The organism is Ruegeria sp. H3 (assembly GCF_056533095.1).
In genome coordinates, this window is the sequence record NZ_JBQFOD010000017.1 from 60,697 (window position 1) to 78,100 (window position 17,404).

General features: G+C 58.2%; 20 protein-coding genes. 7 read left to right on the forward strand and 13 right to left on the reverse strand.

Annotation, left to right across the window (positions count from 1 at the left end; all coding sequences use genetic code 11):
* Nucleotide 1 precedes the first annotated feature (1 nt).
* Nucleotides 2-1,318 carry a LysM peptidoglycan-binding domain-containing protein gene (locus ACR0JE_RS17170; protein ID WP_480865038.1) on the reverse strand — a complete coding sequence of 439 codons (1,317 nt, stop codon included), beginning with the start codon at nucleotides 1,316-1,318 and terminating at the stop codon, nucleotides 2-4.
* A 127-nt stretch (nucleotides 1,319-1,445) separates the two neighbouring features.
* Here ACR0JE_RS17170 and ACR0JE_RS17175 point away from each other — a divergent pair, with 127 nt between their 5' ends.
* Nucleotides 1,446-1,994, forward strand: a complete 549-nt coding sequence (locus ACR0JE_RS17175; RefSeq protein WP_480865039.1) for an LOG family protein — start codon at nucleotides 1,446-1,448, stop codon at nucleotides 1,992-1,994.
* 43 nt (nucleotides 1,995-2,037) lie between these two features.
* On the opposite strand, the gene ACR0JE_RS17180 is transcribed toward ACR0JE_RS17175, so the two are convergent.
* Together ACR0JE_RS17180 and ACR0JE_RS17185 are read right to left on the reverse strand one after the other, a co-directional pair.
* Nucleotides 2,038-2,499, reverse strand: coding sequence for a baeRF12 domain-containing protein (locus ACR0JE_RS17180; protein WP_480542321.1), 462 nt, complete (start codon nucleotides 2,497-2,499; stop codon nucleotides 2,038-2,040).
* 269 nt (nucleotides 2,500-2,768) lie between these two features.
* Nucleotides 2,769-3,368 (reverse strand): superoxide dismutase, encoded by a 600-nt coding sequence (locus ACR0JE_RS17185; protein ID WP_480865040.1) that lies wholly within the window; start codon nucleotides 3,366-3,368, stop codon nucleotides 2,769-2,771.
* Between the two features lie 44 nt (nucleotides 3,369-3,412).
* Between ACR0JE_RS17185 and ACR0JE_RS17190 the strand changes: the two genes are divergently transcribed.
* The gene (locus ACR0JE_RS17190) at nucleotides 3,413-4,231 is read left to right on the forward strand and encodes an FkbM family methyltransferase (protein WP_480865041.1); all 819 of its coding nucleotides are present in this window, start codon (nucleotides 3,413-3,415) and stop codon (nucleotides 4,229-4,231) included.
* A gap of 110 nt (nucleotides 4,232-4,341) precedes the next feature.
* Here ACR0JE_RS17190 and ACR0JE_RS17195 read toward each other — a convergent pair whose 3' ends face one another.
* From ACR0JE_RS17195 to ACR0JE_RS17210, 4 genes are all read right to left on the reverse strand, one after another.
* Nucleotides 4,342-4,908 (reverse strand): sarcosine oxidase subunit gamma, encoded by a 567-nt coding sequence (locus ACR0JE_RS17195; RefSeq protein WP_480865042.1) that lies wholly within the window; start codon nucleotides 4,906-4,908, stop codon nucleotides 4,342-4,344.
* Nucleotides 4,901-7,915 carry a sarcosine oxidase subunit alpha family protein gene (locus ACR0JE_RS17200; protein ID WP_480865043.1) on the reverse strand — a complete coding sequence of 1,005 codons (3,015 nt, stop codon included), beginning with the start codon at nucleotides 7,913-7,915 and terminating at the stop codon, nucleotides 4,901-4,903. The genes ACR0JE_RS17195 and ACR0JE_RS17200 overlap by 8 nt, the downstream gene beginning before the upstream one ends.
* Nucleotides 7,916-7,982: 67 nt before the next feature.
* On the reverse strand, nucleotides 7,983-8,312 hold the full coding sequence (locus ACR0JE_RS17205; protein WP_480546689.1) for a sarcosine oxidase subunit delta: 330 nt from the start codon (nucleotides 8,310-8,312) through the stop codon (nucleotides 7,983-7,985).
* A gap of 61 nt (nucleotides 8,313-8,373) precedes the next feature.
* A complete protein-coding gene (locus tag ACR0JE_RS17210; protein WP_480865044.1) occupies nucleotides 8,374-9,618 on the reverse strand; it encodes a sarcosine oxidase subunit beta family protein in 1,245 nt (414 codons plus the stop codon).
* 176 nt (nucleotides 9,619-9,794) lie between these two features.
* Between ACR0JE_RS17210 and ccmI the strand changes: the two genes are divergently transcribed.
* The 3 genes from ccmI to ACR0JE_RS17225 are packed head-to-tail and all read left to right on the forward strand — an operon-like array spanning nucleotide 9,795 to nucleotide 11,736.
* Complete coding sequence (gene ccmI, locus ACR0JE_RS17215; protein ID WP_480865045.1) at nucleotides 9,795-11,024, forward strand: c-type cytochrome biogenesis protein CcmI; 1,230 nt, start codon at nucleotides 9,795-9,797, stop codon at nucleotides 11,022-11,024.
* Entirely contained in the window at nucleotides 11,021-11,485 is a 465-nt protein-coding gene (gene ruvX, locus ACR0JE_RS17220) for a Holliday junction resolvase RuvX (protein ID WP_480865046.1), read from the forward strand. The genes ccmI and ruvX overlap by 4 nt, the downstream gene beginning before the upstream one ends.
* Before the next feature lie 17 nt (nucleotides 11,486-11,502).
* Nucleotides 11,503-11,736, forward strand: coding sequence for a DUF1289 domain-containing protein (locus tag ACR0JE_RS17225; protein ID WP_353006321.1), 234 nt, complete (start codon nucleotides 11,503-11,505; stop codon nucleotides 11,734-11,736).
* Nucleotides 11,737-11,740: 4 nt separating this feature from the next.
* Here the strand turns inward: ACR0JE_RS17225 and ACR0JE_RS17230 are convergent, their stop codons facing one another.
* From ACR0JE_RS17230 to ACR0JE_RS17255, 6 genes are all read right to left on the reverse strand, one after another.
* A complete protein-coding gene (locus ACR0JE_RS17230) occupies nucleotides 11,741-11,962 on the reverse strand; it encodes a hypothetical protein (protein WP_480865047.1) in 222 nt (73 codons plus the stop codon).
* A gap of 302 nt (nucleotides 11,963-12,264) precedes the next feature.
* Nucleotides 12,265-12,993 (reverse strand): SpoIIAA family protein, encoded by a 729-nt coding sequence (locus ACR0JE_RS17235; protein ID WP_480865048.1) that lies wholly within the window; start codon nucleotides 12,991-12,993, stop codon nucleotides 12,265-12,267.
* 35 nt (nucleotides 12,994-13,028) lie between these two features.
* Complete coding sequence (locus tag ACR0JE_RS17240) at nucleotides 13,029-13,814, reverse strand: hypothetical protein (protein ID WP_480865049.1); 786 nt, start codon at nucleotides 13,812-13,814, stop codon at nucleotides 13,029-13,031.
* Nucleotides 13,808-14,632, reverse strand: a complete 825-nt coding sequence (locus tag ACR0JE_RS17245) for a sulfite exporter TauE/SafE family protein (protein WP_480865050.1) — start codon at nucleotides 14,630-14,632, stop codon at nucleotides 13,808-13,810. Before ACR0JE_RS17245 ends, ACR0JE_RS17240 begins: the two co-directional genes overlap by 7 nt.
* Nucleotides 14,633-14,669: 37 nt before the next feature.
* Nucleotides 14,670-15,767: a tRNA dihydrouridine(20/20a) synthase DusA gene (gene dusA, locus ACR0JE_RS17250; RefSeq protein ID WP_480865051.1), complete on the reverse strand. Its 1,098-nt coding sequence runs from the start codon at nucleotides 15,765-15,767 to the stop codon at nucleotides 14,670-14,672.
* Between the two features lie 20 nt (nucleotides 15,768-15,787).
* Nucleotides 15,788-16,396, reverse strand: coding sequence for a TetR/AcrR family transcriptional regulator (locus ACR0JE_RS17255; protein WP_480542291.1), 609 nt, complete (start codon nucleotides 16,394-16,396; stop codon nucleotides 15,788-15,790).
* A 136-nt stretch (nucleotides 16,397-16,532) separates the two neighbouring features.
* Here ACR0JE_RS17255 and ACR0JE_RS17260 point away from each other — a divergent pair, with 136 nt between their 5' ends.
* Nucleotides 16,533-16,997: a (2Fe-2S)-binding protein gene (locus ACR0JE_RS17260; protein WP_480546671.1), complete on the forward strand. Its 465-nt coding sequence runs from the start codon at nucleotides 16,533-16,535 to the stop codon at nucleotides 16,995-16,997.
* Nucleotides 16,998-16,999: 2 nt separating this feature from the next.
* On the forward strand, nucleotides 17,000-17,404 hold a 405-nt coding region (locus ACR0JE_RS17265; RefSeq protein WP_480865052.1), incomplete at its 3' end, for a molybdopterin cofactor-binding domain-containing protein.

The following is a 17,404-nucleotide window of genomic DNA, read 5'->3' on the forward strand; positions in this document are numbered from 1 at the left end:
TTTATTCGGGGATCGTGAAAATCTGCCCCGGATAGATCAGATCAGGATCACGGATCAGATCGCGGTTGGCATCGAACAGGCGCACATACAGGACACCATCACCAAAGCGTTCGCGTGAAATCGCCCAGAGCGTATCCCCCTTTTGCACCGTGACCTGGCGTATAGGGGGTGTTTCAGCGGCGGCGTCCGCGGTTGACGCGGTGTCTGCCGCTTGCAGAACCTCGACAGGCTCACGCTTGAACGGCGTCTCAAGGCGACTGACAACGGTACCATCGGTGCCGACCTCATCAACGCGCAGGGTGTAAACACCGGGTTCAATCCCCTGCAACTCACCTCTCCAATTGCCACCTGCCTCTGGCGTAACATCCGCAACCAGACGGTTGTTCAGATAGAGGCGCACAGCTGAGCCTTCGGTGACCCGGCCCGTCAACTGAACGTCGCCCGTATCCGAATAGCCGATCGTATCCAGTTCCACTTGCTCGGGCTCTGTCGGCTCCGTCGATGGAGATTGAACCAGTTCGACCCCTTCTTCGCCCGAGCGCAGCACGGCCACTTGCTGATCATCTGATGTGGCTTCAGCCTGTGAAACGCTTTCCGCCGGAGCCTCAGCAACCTCAGTATCCGCAGGCTGCTGGGGCTGTTCCCGAGCGTCTGTGGTGTCAGAGGCATCAGACGGGGCCGCAGTGTCGGCCTCATTATCCTCGGGTGTTATCGCAGGATCGGCGCTGGCGACCTGCTCTTCTTCAACAGGTTTCGGCAGGGCCGCAATCAGGTAGTCATCGGATTGGGCAGTCACCGCACCATCAGACGTTTCCAACACCAATCCCCGCGCAACCTCACTGAACGGGATCGAAACAAACTCGGCAAACTGTCCGGTATTGTCGACCGTAAAGCTGTGCACAGCTTCGCCATCCAGCAAAACCCGAATCTCACTCCCGGGCGCAGCTTCACCCGACAGCAACGCATTGCCATCTTTTTCGACGAAGATCTGATCCAAAACCGGAGCGGTGATCTGAGGTGCTTCCGTCACCTCCTGAGCGGGTTCATCCGCGTCAGCATCCGCATCGACCTTTGCCACAGTGTCGGGTTCCGCGTCGGCTGGAGCGTCTGTCTCGGTGTCCGCCGCCTGTGCGCTCGGCTCTGATGCTTCGGGCGCAGGCGCAGCTGCAGTTTGTTCGTGAGGCGCATCCGCTTGGTCTGGCGCGCTGTCAAATGCACCAGACAGGTACGCCCCGCCCAAGCCCAACAGAGCGACTATTGCGGCAACGACTCCCCATACGAAGTTGCCCGAACTTCCGTTTCCCGACTTGGCGTCCATTGTTTTCCTTTCACCCCGCGGCACAAACACATGGTTTCTGAATGTGTTCAGGCGGACAGTTGAGCCAATTTATCAATCCCGCTATCACGGGTCAAAACCTCTGACACAACCCCGGAGCGTCAAATTCATGTCTCACAAGTCTGTCTGTGTGTATTGCGGGTCACGCGATGGCGCTAACAAAGCCTATGCCAGCGCGGCCAAATCGCTTGGGACTCTGTTGGCACGCGAGGGCTGGCGGCTGGTCTATGGCGCGGGTGATGTCGGTCTGATGGGAGAGGTTGCGCGCGCAGCTCAAACTGCAGGCGGAGAGACATTTGGAGTCATACCTGTTCATCTGGTTCAACGCGAGGTCGGCAAGACCGACCTGACCCATTTCGTGATCACCGAAACAATGCACGAGCGCAAGAAAGTCATGATCATGAACGCTGACGCGGTGGTTGTTCTGCCCGGTGGCCCCGGATCGCTGGACGAGCTGTTCGAAGCACTCACATGGCGGCAGTTGGGCTTGCACGACAAGCCTATTGTTGTGGTGAATGTAGATGGGTATTGGGACGCTTTAAAAACATTGCTGGATCATGTCGTTGATCAGGGTTTTGCCGAACAGTCGCTCGCTGCGTTTGTCACCTGGGTCGACAGCGCCGATGCGGCAATAGCAGCCTTGCGCACAAATATCTAACCGCGTGCGGTACGGCTGGGCGGCATGTGCCGCCCAAACAGGGTTAAGCTAAACGGTGTGTGGGCTTAAGACGCTGCCTTAAAACCTGTTCGACCTTGTGGAGCGGGTGGTTCGTTAGCGTCTTATCGACCTCAGCCACAACTTTGGCCAGCACCTCACTGTGCAAACGCCGGCGCAGCAATCCCAGAACATGCGGGCTTGCGACCAGAACAAGGCGCTTATAGGCACCCTTCAGCCCCTTGCGGTTCAGCAAAGTTGCCAATTCCTGCACAAATAGAGACTTGGCATGGGCCTTCCAAGACGGATCATTCAAGGCTGACTTCTGGTTCGGTCCGCCATCATTGCGCCGCCCCGCCCGGTCAGAAGGTTGTGCAGCTGGCATGTCTGTTTCTTCGACTGAAACAACAACCAGATTGGGGTCTTCGGCATCAGTTATGTTTTCCATGAACAATGCCTTCTCTCCATCTGCGACAATGACCCAAGTTCCCTGTGAAAGTGCGACCATCGAGATCTCCTGTTATGACGTTTTTAGACGCATCCCTCGTCAATCAGGCGGGGTTGGTTCCCACGTTGCCGGACGCATCCGACGCTTTGCCTGTCTGTTGGTATGTGGTTTGCGGCTCTCCCGGTCCGCTTCACATTAGGTAAGCACTGCAGGGCCGCATTCAATCCCGTCTCAGCATGAAACTTCGCTTATGAACGGTTGTTCGCAGCAAAAAGGCCTGCCAGCGTCTCCGCCGGCAGGCCCTTAAAGACCCGTAATCGGATCAGACATTACATGCGCGATGCAACGTTTTCCCAGTTCACCAGATTGTCGAGGAAGTTCGACAGGTAAACCGGACGTTTGTTGCGGAAATCGATGTAGTAGCTGTGCTCCCACACGTCACAGCCCAGCAGCGCGGTCTGACCAAAGCACAGCGGGTTCACGCCGTTCTCGGTTTTGGTCACGGCCAGCGAGCCGTCTGCGTTTTTCACCAGCCACGCCCAGCCCGAGCCGAACTGACCGGCACCCGCCGCGCTGAACTGCGACTTGAACTCATCGACCGAGCCAAAGCTCTCGGTCAGTGCTTTTTCCAGCTCACCGGGCATCGCGTTGCCATCGGGGCCCATCATCTCCCAGAACTGGTTGTGGTTCCACTGCTGGCTGATGTTGTTGAAGATACCGTTCTGCGCCACGGCATTGGCATCATAGGTGCCGACGATGATCTCTTCCAGCGACTTGCCGTCCCACTCAGTGCCCGCGATCAGCTTGTTGCCGTTATCGACATAGGCCTTGTGGTGCAGGTCGTGGTGAAATTCCAGTGTTTCAGCGGACATACCCTTGGCTGCCAGCGCGTCATGTGCATAAGGAAGATCAGGAAGTTCAAAAGCCATGTCGGCCCCCTGTTGAAATGAATGTTGCGGTTTCCAAAGGTTAAATGCTTTGGCAAGCGCCGCAGGTCAAGGGCCGCGACAATAAAACCGAAAGGTCCGCGATGCTGACACAGGCGCGCAAGATGTTCTACCGCGCCCGCGGATACTATGCCGGCACCCTGAACGGAGAGCCGTTCCGCCTGGACCCCTATCATTCAAAATTCTGGCGCAAAGCCTCGGCCGGAGATTGGGAGCCTGAGACCTTCGCCGTTCTCGATCAGTTCCTGTCCCCGGAATACGACTATCTGGATATCGGTGCGTGGATCGGGCCGACAGTCCTCTATGGAACGCGCAAGGCCCGCCATGTGTATTGTTTTGAACCCGATCCGACCGCCTTTCGTCATCTTGCCTGGAACCTGGACCTGAACGATATCCGCAATGTCTCGGCCTTTGGGGTCGCTCTATCGGATCAGTTCGGAGTGGCTCGCATGGCCTCAACCCGAGGAGAGCCGGGCGATTCCACCAGTTCCCTTTTGCATGACGCGGCGCATGGAACGGATGCTTTGACAATCGCATGGGATCAGTTCCAGACCACCCAGGATTTAAGCCGGGTCTCGCTGGTGAAAATGGATATCGAAGGGGCCGAGTTCTTTGTCCTGCCCGCGCTTCTGGACTGGTTGAAACAGAAACGCCCCGCTTTGTTTCTGTCCCTGCATGCCCCACTTTTGGAAGAAGCGGACCGGCGTTCGCGTATGGAAAGCCTGCTAGAAAGCCTAAGGTTCTACAAGCATTTGTGCGACGAAAACGGGCAGCCGGTGACGGCGCAGGCGCTGTTGGAACCCACGGCACTTAGCCGCTATCTAACGATCCTATTGCATGATTGAAGTGGGCGCCATTCGGGCCTCAGACTGCGCTAGGCTGTTATTTTCAAAGTCAGAACGCAAAAGACTCCGGCAGAAACCGGAGCCTATTTTTGACGTCAGTCGTCGGGTCTTTAGTAAACCCCGACCTCACTGCCGGGCTGCGCCGCCACCTTGAGCAGTTTGAACACGTAATCCGCCGCCGAGCGGAAGCAGACCACCCGGAAGCTGTGGGCGTTATCCATCCAGAATGCGCCTGCCACCTGTGCAAGACGCGAGCGGCGGATTTGGCCGGGTTGGAACGCGTCGCCCGAGAAATCGACCGGGGCAACCTTGCCCATCACCTCGCGTGCGGTTGCGCCGGACACGCGAAACACCGCGCGGGCATCCGAGACGTTGACAGCTAAGGCATGCGTTCCGCCCAGCGCATTGGTCATGGCGGCCAGTTTGGCTTCGACCTCAGCATATGGGACCAGCACCAGCAACTCGTCCGGGGACATCCAGCAGACGCCAGTATCGCCACTCACCAATGCCTCGTGCTGACCGGGCACTTTTTGCCCGGTGGCATCTTTGATCGCTTTGGCCAGCACCTTGTCGGATTGGTTGCCGCGCAGGGTGATCATGCCCTGCAGTCCGCATTCCTCGATCTTAGCGATGCCGTCATAGCTTGCATGATTCAGGGCGCTGATGGGTTCAGACATTCTGCTTCTCCCCGTCTTTGTCATAGAAGATCGTGTCTACGATCTTGGCTTTGTAGGTTTTGCCATCGGTACCCGGGAACTCGACAATCTCTCCCATCCGATCAGGCCCATGCTTGATCAGACCCATGGCGATGCCTTTGCCCAGATTGGCCGAGTAGTAGGTCGAGGTGACACGCCCGATCATATTGCGCTGACCGTTGGCGTTGACGCCCTCGCCCACCCCATAGGCGCCATCTGGGATGACGGAACCATCCACAGTCTCCAGCCCGACCAGTTTCCAGCGGTCCGGGTCGGCCATGTGGCTGCGCGAATGAGCGCGTTTGCCAAGGTAGTCTTCTTTCTTCTTGGACAGAGCCCAATGCAGCCCCAGATCTTGCGGGATCACAGTGCCGTCGGTCTCATCCCCGATCATGATAAAGCCCTTCTCGGCCCGCAAGATGTGTAGACACTCGGTGCCGTAAGGCATGACGCCGAATTCTTTGCCTGCCTCCATCAGCGCATCCCAGAACGCCTGACCCTGCGACGCAGGCACGGCGATCTCATAAGACAGCTCACCCGAGAACGAGATGCGATAAGCACGGCAGTCGAAGTCACCGATCTTGCCATCGCGCCATTCCATAAAGGGCAGCGCCTCTTTGCTGACATCCATGCCGCCCAGCTTTTCCAAAACCTTGCGGGCATTGGGGCCAACCACGGCGACCTGAGCGTATTGCTCGGTCACGTTAGCGACATAGACTTTCCAGTCCCACCATTCGGTCTGCAGCCATTCTTCCATATGACCATGGATACGCTCGGCGCCGCCAGTGGTGGTGTGGCACAGCCATGTATCCTCATCGATCCGCGCGACAACGCCGTCGTCGATCAGGAAGCCGTTTTCCGAACACATCAGGCCATAGCGGCATTTACCGATCTTCAACGTGGACATCATGTTGGTATACATCATGTCCAGGAACTTGCCTGCATCCGGGCCTTTGACGATCAGCTTGCCCAGCGTCGAGGCGTCCAGCAGGCCGAGGTTCTCGCGGGTGTTCTTCACCTCACGGTTCACTGCGTCATGTACGGATTCACCGGGGCGCACATAGGCATAGGTCCGGCGCCAGTGGCCGACAGGCTCCCAATCGGCACCGTTCTTGTCGTGCCAATTGTGCATCGGCGTTTGACGGATCGGCTGGAAAATCTCTCCACGCGCTTCACCACCAATCGAGGCCAGCGAGATAGGCGTGTAAGGCGGGCGGAAAGTGGTGGTGCCGACCTTCGGAATCTCCGAATCCAGCGCATCAGCAAGGATCGCCAGACCGTTGATATTGCTCAGCTTACCCTGATCGGTCGCCATGCCCAGCGTGGTGTAGCGCTTGGTGTGTTCGACGCTTTCATAGCCTTCGCGCGCGGCCAATTGAACGTCCGAGACTTTGACATCGTTCTGGAAATCCAGCCATGACTTGGCGCGCAGTTGGATTTCTGCATTGGCTGGCATCAGCCAGACCGGTTCCAATGGCGCCTCGGCGGTGGTTTCACCTGCCGGAGCCTTGGTGCGTTTGGGTTTGTGCCCGGCCGCTTTCGCCGCCGCTTTGCCCGCTGCATCCGCGTCGGTCAGAACATCGCCCAGTGCAAGCGGCCCGTTCGAGCTACCTGCGGCCAAAACGAAACCTTCACCATCGGCTCCGCGCGGAGGGCGCGCGGGATCGGGGCGGAAATGGGCATTTGCCTCATCCCAGATCAGCTTGCCGCCGCAATGCGACCACATGTGCACAACCGGGGACCAGCCACCGGACACGGCGACCGCATCGGCCTCGACCTCTTCGCGAGCGCCGCCGATGCCTTCTTGATTGCAGATGGCGACTTTCTTGACACGCTTGCCGCCTTTGACCTTGGCAATCGCCTTGCCGGGATCCACTCGAATACCCAACTGGCGCGCCTCTTCGGCCAGCGGACCTGCCGCGGCGCGGGCATCGACCACACGTAATACGTCAACTCCGGCCTGTTTCAGGATAATCGCAGTGCGATATGCATCGTCATTGTTGGTGGCCACGATCACACGCTGGCCTGGGGCCACGCCCCAGTTCACAACGTAATCGCGCATGGCCGAGGCCAGCATCACACCCGGCACGTCGTTGCCCGCAAAGGACAAGGGGCGTTCAATCGCACCCGTCGCAGTCACTACCTGCTTGGCGCGGATGCGCCACAGGCGATGGCGCGGGCCCTGGGTGCCGGGTTTGTGATCAGTCAGACGTTCATAGCCCAGCACATAACCATGGTCGTAAACCCCCGCGCCCATACAGCGGGTGCGCATGGTAACGTTGTCCATCGTTTCGAGTTCGGAAACCAATTGTTCCACGAACTTATCCACAGACTCACCATTGATCGAACCGCCATCAACCGGAGCACGACCACCCCAATGGGCTGTCTGCTCGATCAGCATGACTTTGGCGCCAGACGCAGCCGCCACTTTGGCCGCTTGCAGGCCTGCGACACCACCGCCGATCACCAACACATCGGTGAAGGCGTAGAAATGCTCATAAGTATCCGCATCGCGGCTGTCCTTGTCGGGCGCTTTGCCCAGACCTGCAGATTGGCGAATGAACGGCTCGTAGACGTGTTTCCAGAACGGTTTCGGATGGATGAACGTCTTGTAGTAGAACCCGGCAGGCAGGAACCGTGCCAGAGCGGTGTTGACCGCACCAATGTCGAATTCCAGGTTCGGCCAGTGGTTCTGCGAGGTTGCGGTCAACCCGTTGAACAGCTCGGTCGTGGTGGCGCGCTGGTTCGGCTCGAACCGGTTGCCCTGCCCCAGACCGACCAATGCGTTCGGTTCTTCCGCGCCGCTGGCGACCATACCGCGCGGGCGGTGGTACTTGAATGACCGGCCCACCATCATCTGGTCATTGGCCAGCAGGGCCGAGGCCAGCGTATCGCCCTCAAAGCCCTGCATAGAGGTGCCGTTGAAGGAAAAGGTAACCTTTTTCGACCGGTCAATCAGCCGGCCTTGTTTTGCGAGACGGGTGCTCATTGTGCGGACCTTTCGCAGGTGGAAGCGTCAGGACTTCCGGCGGGAGTATTTTTGAACAGGTGATGCATCAGGAGAACTCTCTCCACGACCATCCGGGGCGTTTGGCTGTGATGGCGTCCTTGACCTCTTGCGGCGGTTCAGTGGTCTGCGCCGGATAAGTTCCGTAGACCTCAAGCGTGTCCGTATCGCGGGCCGCAATGAACCATTTACCAATGCCATAAGCATGCAGCCAAAGTTCGAAATGCACACCACGCGCGTTTTCACGGGTGAACATGTAGCTTTCGAACTCTTCATCCGAAGAACCTGGGCCGAAACGCTTACGATGCGCCTCGCCACCACAATGGAGTTCGGTTTCATCCAGCATGGCGCCGGTGAATGGGCATTTGAGTGTCAGCATGATGCGATCTCCTTGAAGACGCAGAGGTGAGACATCAGGATTTCGGTGAACTGTGAACGCATCAGTGCGCCACTCCGGCGGCGACGCTTTCGTCGATAAAGCGGCCCTCTTTGAAGCGGTCCATCGTGAAAGCTTCGGTCAGCGGCGAATGACCTGTGGCCATCAGCTGCGCCATGCCCCAACCCGAGCCGGGAATGGCCTTGAAGCCGCCAGTGCCCCAACCGCAGTTGATAAAGCAATTGCCCAGCGGCGTGGTTGACAGAATGGGCGAACGGTCGCCGGTCATGTCCACGATACCACCCCACTGACGCAGCATTTTCAGACGTGAGATCATCGGGAAGGTTTCGATCAGCGCGCGCACGGTTTCTTCGATATGGTGGAAACTGCCGCGTTGGGTGTAGTTGTTGAACCCGTCAGTGCCGCCGCCGATGACCATTTCACCTTTGTCAGACTGACTCATATAGCCATGCACGGTGTTGGCCATCACGACCACATCCATGCAAGGCTTGATCGGCTCGGACACCAGCGCCTGCAACGCCACCGCTTCCAACGGCAGACGGAAACCCGCCATCTCGGCCAGCTGACCGGAATGCCCGGCGACGACGATGCCCAGCTTGTCACAGTCAATTACACCTTTGGTGGTATCAACGCCAACGACGCGGCCGTTTTCCGACCGAACCCCGGTGACCTCGCATTTTTGGATGATGTCCATGCCCATGGCCGAGCAAGCACGCGCATAGCCCCAGGCAACCGCATCGTGGCGCGCGGTACCACCACGTTCCTGCCACAGCGCCCCCAGAACCGGATAGCGCGGGCCATCGATATTGATAATCGGCACCAGCTGCTTGACCCGCTCAGGCCCGATCCATTCGGTTTTGACCCCTTGCAGGGCATTCGCATGCGCCGTGCGCTGGTAACCCCGAATTTCATGCTGGGTCTGCGCCAGCATCATCACGCCGCGCGGGCTGAACATGACATTGTAGTTCAGGTCCTGACTCAGATCCTCGTACAGGCTGCGCGCTTTCTCATACAAAGCAGCCGACGGATCCTGCAGGTAGTTCGACCGGATGATGGTCGTGTTCCGACCGGTGTTACCACCGCCCAGCCAACCCTTTTCGATGATCGCGATATTCTGGATGCCGTAGTTCTTGCCCAGATAGTAGGCCGTCGCCAGACCATGCCCCCCCGCACCAACGATAATCACGTCATAACGTTTCTTGGGTTCAGGGGATCGCCACGCGCGTTCCCATCCTGTGTGATAGCGCAACGCTTCGCGCGCAACAGCAAAGGCTGAATAGTGTTTCATATGCGAATCCATCCGGTTCGGTGATTGGGCGCAGATATGCCTTGAAGCCGCAGAATATCTCTGCCGCACAACGCCGCAATATCGCACTATTGCGACATGTCGTCCATTCGCGGCCATTTGTCCCTTTTGTCAAACGACTGGCAGGTCTAAGTCAGATCAGCTACTTCGGAGGAGCCATGACGTTCTGGGTTCTGATACTGTCCATCGCGCTGCTGATTGCAGCCTTTCTAAGCTACAGCTTGCTCCGTGGTCGCCGCGATGCAGAGCCCGCCGCAGCCTATGACCTTCGTGTCTACCGGGAACAACTGGTGGGCGTTGACCGCGATCTGGCCCGCGGCGTGATCGGCGAGGCAGACGCCGAGAGGGTGCGCACCGAAATCTCTCGCCGTATTCTGGCGGCAGATGCCCAGATGAACAAAAAGACTTCCGAGGTCGGCCCTTCGCGGGTCGTGTCCTTGATTGTGATTGGCGGGCTGGCACTGATACTCGTCGGCGGTGCGGCGTTTATGTATCAACGTCTAGGTGCCGTAGGTTTGCCGGATATGCCGCTTCAGGCGCGGATCGAACTGGCGGAAGACGTCCGCGAGAACCGGCCCTCGCAAGCCATCGTCGAAGAAATGACGCCTGCGCCTCCGCCAAGGCAGTTGGATGAAAGTTATGCCAGCCTTCTCGGTCAGTTACGTGAAACAGTTGCAGCGCGCCCTGACGATCTGCAAGGGCAGATGCTGCTGGCGCAACATGAAACAAATGCCGAGAATTTTCGCGCGGGGTATGCAGCGCAGCAACGGGTGATTGAACTGTCAGGCGACGCGGCAACAGCTGACGCTTATGCGGATCTTGCTGAAATGATGATTTTGGCAGCGAATGGCTATGTCTCACCCGAGGCCGAACAGGCCCTTTCGCACGCCCTGGATCGCGATCCGAACCACGGCCCCGCGCGATACTACTCTGGTCAGATGCTGGCACAGATCGGTCGCCCGGACATCGCGTATCGCGTCTGGATCGAAACCTTGCGCGATGCCCCTGCGGGCGCGCCATGGGCCGAGGCGATCCGGACCCAATTGGATGACCTTGCCTGGCGCGCAGGTGTCTTCAATGCCCCCGAAACTGCCCCTGTACCGGGACAATCTGGTCCCAGCCAGGAGGATGTGGCTGCTGCTGCCGATATGACGCCAGAAGAACGGCAAGAAATGATTCAAGGCATGGTGAACCAACTGTCGGATCGTTTGGCGACCGAGGGCGGAACCCCCGAAGAATGGGCGCGCCTGATCGCAGCACTCGGCGTTCTGGGACAAGCCCAACGCGCCATCGATATCCGCGACGAAGCCGTGGACGTATTTGCTGGCAACACCGCCGCCTTGCAACTGATCGACGCCGCGGCGCTGCAGGCGGGTATTGCCCAATGATCCATGATACGTTCGAAGAGTTTGCCGCCACTCTGGTACCGATGACGGCGCTGATGGGTCTGGATCTTGGCGAAAAGACGATCGGTGTTGCCGTGTCAGACCGGACGCGCGGCGTGGCCAGCCCGCTTGAAACCGTGCGCCGCAAAAAGTTCACCCTCGATTCCGCCCGATTGCTTGAGTTGATCGCCGACCGTGAGATCGGTGGCATCATTCTGGGCCTGCCCAAAAACATGGACGGAACCGAAGGGCCCAGGTGCCAGTCGACCCGCGCCTTTGCCCGCAACCTGTCGCGTCTAACCGCATGCCCCATCGGGTTCTGGGATGAACGCCTCAGCACAGTTGCGGCAGAAAAGGCACTGTTAGAGGCGGATACGACACGAAAACGTCGCGGACAGGTTATTGATCATGTCGCAGCGGGTTATATCCTTCAAGGAGCGCTCGACAGGTTGCGCTTTTTGTAACGGGTCGGAGACCGCTCATGACAAACATGGTTTGGAAACGGAACGAGGTGGAAAGCCCCTGTATCCAGATCTGTGTCGTTCACCCGACTGAGCGGATTTGCACCGGCTGTTACCGCACGATTGATGAGATCACCCGCTGGTCCAAGATGGACAGCACAGAGCGCGCGGAAGTCATGGAAGACCTGCCCAACCGAAAGCCACGTCTTGCGAAACGTCGGGGCGGTCGGGCCGCGCGTCTGAACGGGTTGTAACCCGTCAGTTCGCTGTGTCGTGATGCTCTGGCAGTTTTGTACGTGCTGCATCGTGAATTGGATGGCAGCCACGCAATTCCTCGGCAAATAGACCCGCGATCTCGGATTGGCTGGTTTTGAGTTGATCTGGGGTCGTGAGCTCATGAACCTCAGCCAGATCACCGGGCAAAGTCTGAACAACGCCGCGGGCGGAAAAGATTTTATTTAAGACAGTCCTGAACGTCATTTCGAGCATCCTTTAGTGACTTAAATAATCAGTGCCGCCGCGGGCAGCGTTCGAGCTGAGAGGGGTCGTGCTCAAGAACGTTTCCGGCGTGAGTGGCAACCCGCGGCGACAGCGCCGAGGTATCCAGTCCGATCCTCAATTTTACGGGGAAAACTCTCAAATTTTGATCGTTTTTGAGCATAAAACTGAAATTTCCAACAAATACCCACAAATTCCCTTACGTCACAAACGACGCCTATCGGCACTAAACGCGCCAATAAGCGCACTCCAATGTCGGTGTTCGAATCGAATTTGAGCAGATTTCAGCCAGCAGCCAGCCAGGATTTGGCGTTTTCCACTTCGACCGAGGGGAAAAACTGTGTGCGAACACCCAGGATATGACGGGCCACGCGCTGTGCGATATGCTGCCATGCTGCGTCACCAACGATGGCCGCGCGATCCAGCAGGCGGATGTGATTTCGGGCCAGGCGGAAATGTGCAGCCAGTGCCGACAGCCCTTGCCAGCCGTCAAACTCGCGCAGGTCAATCAGCAGCCGAAAGCTCTCGCGCCCTTGCAGAGCAACGTCCAGTGCTTCCTCGGCTTTGCTGTATTCGTCTGGGTCCAGCTTGCCCAACAGGCTGATCTGAACACAGGGTCCGCCCAAATCGGTGACATGGATCGATCCCAGAGACTCACGCATCCATCGCCGTGCAGCTTCCAGTTCTGCCATCTCGAACACCTGCGTCGGACAGGGTAGGATCGGGGCGGCCAGTCGGATACTGGTTTGCACCCAACCCTGATCGGCAACAACCGCGATCCGGTCAAACCCACGCCAGTGGCTGAGCCCCAGCTTGGTATCGGACCAGGCGGCCCCCAGATCATAGCCTTTGAACTCGGGCTGAACGATGACCAGCAATCTAATCGCTTCATGCTCGACCAAGGCAGCTTCGATCGCGGGAACCAGTGTTTCGGAATAGTCTGCGCTGGTGACTTCACCTGACAGTTCGACTTCTATCAACGCACCGTCTGAATTCGTGTGAACCGTAATCATGGTTCAAAACCTCCACTCAAAACAATGATCGAAGGTTATGGGGATTCGATCCATTCGGCCACTCCCCCCGGATATTCGGGGCGGAAATAGGCGATCATCCGTCCATCTGGCGCGGCCGAGGCCCCATCACCCCATGGGGCAACCCCATGCAGGCAGTGGCGGTGCAACACATAGGCCTCACCCGGTTTGGCAGGCAGAGTGATCCGGGTGCAGGTTTCAAATACAGTGCGGCGTGTGGCCTGATAGATATCGGTGATATCAACCGTGTGCAAAACATCGCCCGCGTGGTCCGCCAGCGCGTCGCGAAAGGCTGCGCCCATTGCCTTGTGACTTTGGTCCCAAACAACCAATGGTGCGGCCTCATCGCTGGCCTCGGTCAACGGGATGCCCAATATCCACGCATGAGGTTCGTCAATCCGGCGTCGGCGATCCGGCCCCATGGGACGCAATCCATCCACATGGGCGGCATCCCGATTGCACCTATACCGCGCGGCAGCCTCGCTTTCGCCCCGTCGGGCGCGCGGGTATCCGGGATGGATGACCGAGACCTGACCTCGATGTAATGGCAACTGGCCAAAGTGATCCTGCAAGAAAGTGGCGGCCTTGCCCGCCAGTGGCGCTGAGTTCCCAACGCGACCCTCAGTATCATTCGGTAGCGCATCAACACCAACAAACCATGTGCCTTCGCAATCCAGCCATTCTGCAAAAGCTGGATCGCGCACCGACTGCTGCGCGGCCGGTAGGGCGTGTTCGACCCAATCCGCCAGCACCGGGTCATAGGGAAATTTCACCCATCCACGCGACCAGAAATCACCTACCATCCCAGCGCCTTGCGCAACATGTTCAGCGCCACCAGCGTCAGAAACACTGCAAATACACGCTTAAGCGGCTTCGGGTCCATCGCGTGGGCCAGCTTTACCCCCCAGGGCGCGGTGATCATAGTCATCGCCACGACGACGCCGAAAGCGACAAGGTTCACTGCGCCGATGGTCAAGGGCGGGCGATGTTCCGGCGCGATTCCCAGAAACAGAAACCCAAGAACGGATGGTACAGCTATGATCACGCCAAACCCGGCTGCCGTCGCAACGGCCCTGTGGATGGGCGTGTTGTAGAGGCTCATAAGGGGGACACCAAAACTGCCCCCTCCGATCCCCATCAGGACGGACAGAAACCCAACCGAGGGGGAAAGAGCCGCACGTTTGATCCCCTTGGGCATCGCATCGCCCAACCGCCAATCGGATTTTCCCAACCCCATATAGGCACCGATCACCATGCCCAAGACCCCAAACAGTGCCTGCAGCGCCTCGGTTCGTAGGGCCGACGCGATCAGAACGCCGAAAACCGCCCCCACAACGATCCCCGGCCCCCAACCGCGCAGGATATCCCAATCCACCGCGCCTTTTTTGTTATGGGCCAGGACCGAACGGACAGAAGTGACGATTATCGTCGCCAAAGACGTGGCAAGACACAGCTGCATCAACTGTGGTCCGCCATATCCCAATGTTTGGAAGGCATAGAAGAACGCCGGCACCAACACGATGCCGCCACCCACCCCTAACAGCCCGGCCAGAACGCCCGCAAACGCTCCGATCACAAGCAAAAGACCCAGCATCTGCGCCAGCAACATGGTATCGGGCATATTTCCCCCAAGAACCGGCAGCGCCGGTGATTTCCTTCTAAACCTCGGCCAAGGGCGCAACGTGCTCCAAAGCCCGCAGCATCACCTCGGGCCCAGCGCTTTCATGCACCGCCCCTTCGGACAAGGCCCGTCGCCACGCCCGAGCCCCCGGGCGGGCAGCGAAAAGGCCAAGCATATGCCGGGTGATCTGGTGCAAACGTCCCCCATTGGCAAGGTGGCGTTCGACATATGGCACCATGTCCTGAACAACTGCAATTGGATCCACAGCCACGCCGGACTGATAGATCCGCATATCCGCCTGAGCCAGAATATCGGTAGGCTGGTGGTAGGCTGCGCGCCCGATCATGACGCCATCTAGACCAGCCTCAAGATGCGCCTGTGCCTGATCCAGCGACGTGATCCCGCCATTGATCGAGATATGCATATCCGGGAAGTCCGCCTTCATCTGATGCACCAGATCATAATCAAGCGGAGGGATATCCCGGTTCTCCTTTGGGCTGAGCCCCTGCAACCAAGCTTTTCGGGCGTGGATCGTCACCCGCATACATCCTGCCCTGCGGATTTGGGTCAGGAAATCTGGCAGAACCTCTTGAGGCTGTTGATCATCGACCCCGATCCGGCACTTGACCGTCACGTCAACATCGACCGATGCCCGCATCGCCGAAACGCATTCGGCCACACGGCCCGGTTCTTTCATCAAGACCGCACCAAAGGTTCCGGATTGCACTCGGTCTGAGGGGCAGCCGCAGTTCAGATTGATCTCATCATAGCCCGCATCTGCCCCAAGCCGCGCCGCCTGTGTCAGCTCCTCGGGGTCAGAACCGCCAAGTTGCAGGGCCACCGGATGCTCTTCGGGGTTATGGTCGAGCAGATGCAACGCCCCACCCCGTACCAGAGCAGGCGCAGTCACCATTTCTGTGTACAACAAGGTCTCACGACTGAGCAGCCGATGAAAATACCGGCAGTGACGATCGGTCCAATCCATCATCGGCGCAACAGACAATCGCGCTGCACTTGTTGCCTTGCCTGTCACAGCAAAACTCCCGTCTAACTCTGTAGGCCTGGCATTGGAAATACGAGCATGCGCACGGCCCGCCGGGTCTAACCTGTATTTATCCGGATTGCCATCGGACATCTAACCGCCTCAGAAGGCCCTTAGCTAGGAAGCCCATATCGGCTGATCATCATCTCGACGCTGTTCTCAATTGTCTCCGCCATCTCGGCCTCGCTTAGCACCGAACCACTGAACAGCAAGGGCCAGAACGCACGCGCCTTGATCAGGCCGATGAACTCCTTGCCCGCCTGTTCAGGGTCATCAATGTTCAGTTTGCCATCCTGCGCCGCGCCTTTCAGCATGTCGACAAAGGCAGCTGTCTTGTCCAGCTTGCCCTGCGCCTCGGCCGCAAGTGCCGGATTGCGCAATGTTTCGCTTATCACCATACGCGACATGGCAATGACCTCCGGGAGCATAAGAATACGCCCCTCGGCCCAGGCGAGCTCGGTCATCTGTTCGCGTATATCCCGGTCCGAATCGTACTTGATCTCAACCACTTCTGCGAACCTGCTCGACAGCTCCACAACGATGGACCGAAAGAGATTTTCCTTGCTTTCGAAATACTTATAAAGCGTCCGCTTGGAAACTTCAGCCCGGGCCGAGATGCGATCCATACTGGACGCGGCAAATCCCTTTTCAAGGAATTCGGCTACGGCTGCGTCGATGATCTGCGCGTATTTTGACGCATTCGGCGCGCTGCATTCGTTCATGGCAGAGCTATAGACCCATTGACCTGCGCAGGTCAAACACTACGTAAACTTATCAGTTTACAGGGCGCATTTCCTGTGCCACATGTAAACGCGCCAGTTTACCGATTCAGGTAACAGCCAACAGGAGACGACCCCCATGGCCCTTTCACTAAAACTGAACGGCGAGACCCACACGGTTGACGCCGAACCCGGCACCCCCCTGCTGTGGGTGATCCGGGATGAGCTCAAGCTGACCGGAACCAAATTCGGTTGCGGCGTTGCCTCATGCGGCGCTTGCACTGTTCACGTCAACGGCGAGCCTGTCCGGTCGTGCCAGACCTATATCGAAGATCTGGAGGATGCCGAGATCACCACCATCGAAGCGATCGGCGACGACAAAATCGGCGCGGCCGTGCAACAAGCTTGGGTCGAGCTGGATGTGGTGCAATGCGGATACTGCCAATCCGGTCAAGTGATGTCAGCTGTGGGTCTTTTGTCTGAAAACCCAAAACCCAGTGCTGAAGAAATCGACGAATACATGTGGGGCAATGCCTGCCGCTGCGCCACCTATCAACGCATCCGCGCTGGTGTTCAGCGCGCATCTGAGATTCTGGAGGCCTGATCATGACCATCAACACCTCCCGCCGTGGATTTTTGAAAGGCGCAGCAGCAGCCAGCGCCGTTTTGATTGTCGGTGCCCGCCCCGATGGCGCACTTGCTGCGGCATCCTCGGACAGCGCCCAGCTCAATCCGTTTGTGAAAATTGATGCGGATGGCACCGTGACCGCAATCGTCAAGCATTTTGAGATGGGTCAGGGCCCGGCAACCGGTCTGCCAACCATCATTGCCGAAGAGCTTGGCGTGACGATGGACCAGATCGAATACGAATTCGCCCCCTCTGACCCGCAGGTTTACAACAATCTTCTGTTCGGCCCGTTCCAGGGGACTGGGGGTTCTACTGCGATTGCAAACTCATGGATGCAATACCGTCAGGCAGGTGCCGCCGCGCGCGAGACACTGATCAATGCT

Coding starts and splice junctions, on each gene's coding strand:
- ruvX (WP_480865046.1), top strand. CDS start 11,021: ATGATCCATGATACGTTCGAAGAGTTTGCCGCCACTCTGGTACCGATG.
- ACR0JE_RS17240 (WP_480865049.1), bottom strand. CDS start 13,814: ATGGTAGGTGATTTCTGGTCGCGTGGATGGGTGAAATTTCCCTATGAC.
- ccmI (WP_480865045.1), top strand. CDS start 9,795: ATGACGTTCTGGGTTCTGATACTGTCCATCGCGCTGCTGATTGCAGCC.
- ACR0JE_RS17185 (WP_480865040.1), bottom strand. CDS start 3,368: ATGGCTTTTGAACTTCCTGATCTTCCTTATGCACATGACGCGCTGGCA.
- ACR0JE_RS17190 (WP_480865041.1), top strand. CDS start 3,413: ATGCTTTGGCAAGCGCCGCAGGTCAAGGGCCGCGACAATAAAACCGAA.
- ACR0JE_RS17180 (WP_480542321.1), bottom strand. CDS start 2,499: ATGGTCGCACTTTCACAGGGAACTTGGGTCATTGTCGCAGATGGAGAG.
- ACR0JE_RS17255 (WP_480542291.1), bottom strand. CDS start 16,396: ATGAACGAATGCAGCGCGCCGAATGCGTCAAAATACGCGCAGATCATC.
- ACR0JE_RS17205 (WP_480546689.1), bottom strand. CDS start 8,312: ATGCTGACACTCAAATGCCCATTCACCGGCGCCATGCTGGATGAAACC.
- ACR0JE_RS17195 (WP_480865042.1), bottom strand. CDS start 4,908: ATGTCTGAACCCATCAGCGCCCTGAATCATGCAAGCTATGACGGCATC.
- ACR0JE_RS17235 (WP_480865048.1), bottom strand. CDS start 12,993: ATGATTACGGTTCACACGAATTCAGACGGTGCGTTGATAGAAGTCGAA.
- ACR0JE_RS17225 (WP_353006321.1), top strand. CDS start 11,503: ATGACAAACATGGTTTGGAAACGGAACGAGGTGGAAAGCCCCTGTATC.
- ACR0JE_RS17210 (WP_480865044.1), bottom strand. CDS start 9,618: ATGAAACACTATTCAGCCTTTGCTGTTGCGCGCGAAGCGTTGCGCTAT.
- ACR0JE_RS17175 (WP_480865039.1), top strand. CDS start 1,446: ATGTCTCACAAGTCTGTCTGTGTGTATTGCGGGTCACGCGATGGCGCT.
- ACR0JE_RS17245 (WP_480865050.1), bottom strand. CDS start 14,632: ATGCCCGATACCATGTTGCTGGCGCAGATGCTGGGTCTTTTGCTTGTG.
- ACR0JE_RS17170 (WP_480865038.1), bottom strand. CDS start 1,318: ATGGACGCCAAGTCGGGAAACGGAAGTTCGGGCAACTTCGTATGGGGA.
- ACR0JE_RS17200 (WP_480865043.1), bottom strand. CDS start 7,915: ATGAGCACCCGTCTCGCAAAACAAGGCCGGCTGATTGACCGGTCGAAA.
- ACR0JE_RS17230 (WP_480865047.1), bottom strand. CDS start 11,962: ATGACGTTCAGGACTGTCTTAAATAAAATCTTTTCCGCCCGCGGCGTT.
- dusA (WP_480865051.1), bottom strand. CDS start 15,767: ATGTCCGATGGCAATCCGGATAAATACAGGTTAGACCCGGCGGGCCGT.
- ACR0JE_RS17260 (WP_480546671.1), top strand. CDS start 16,533: ATGGCCCTTTCACTAAAACTGAACGGCGAGACCCACACGGTTGACGCC.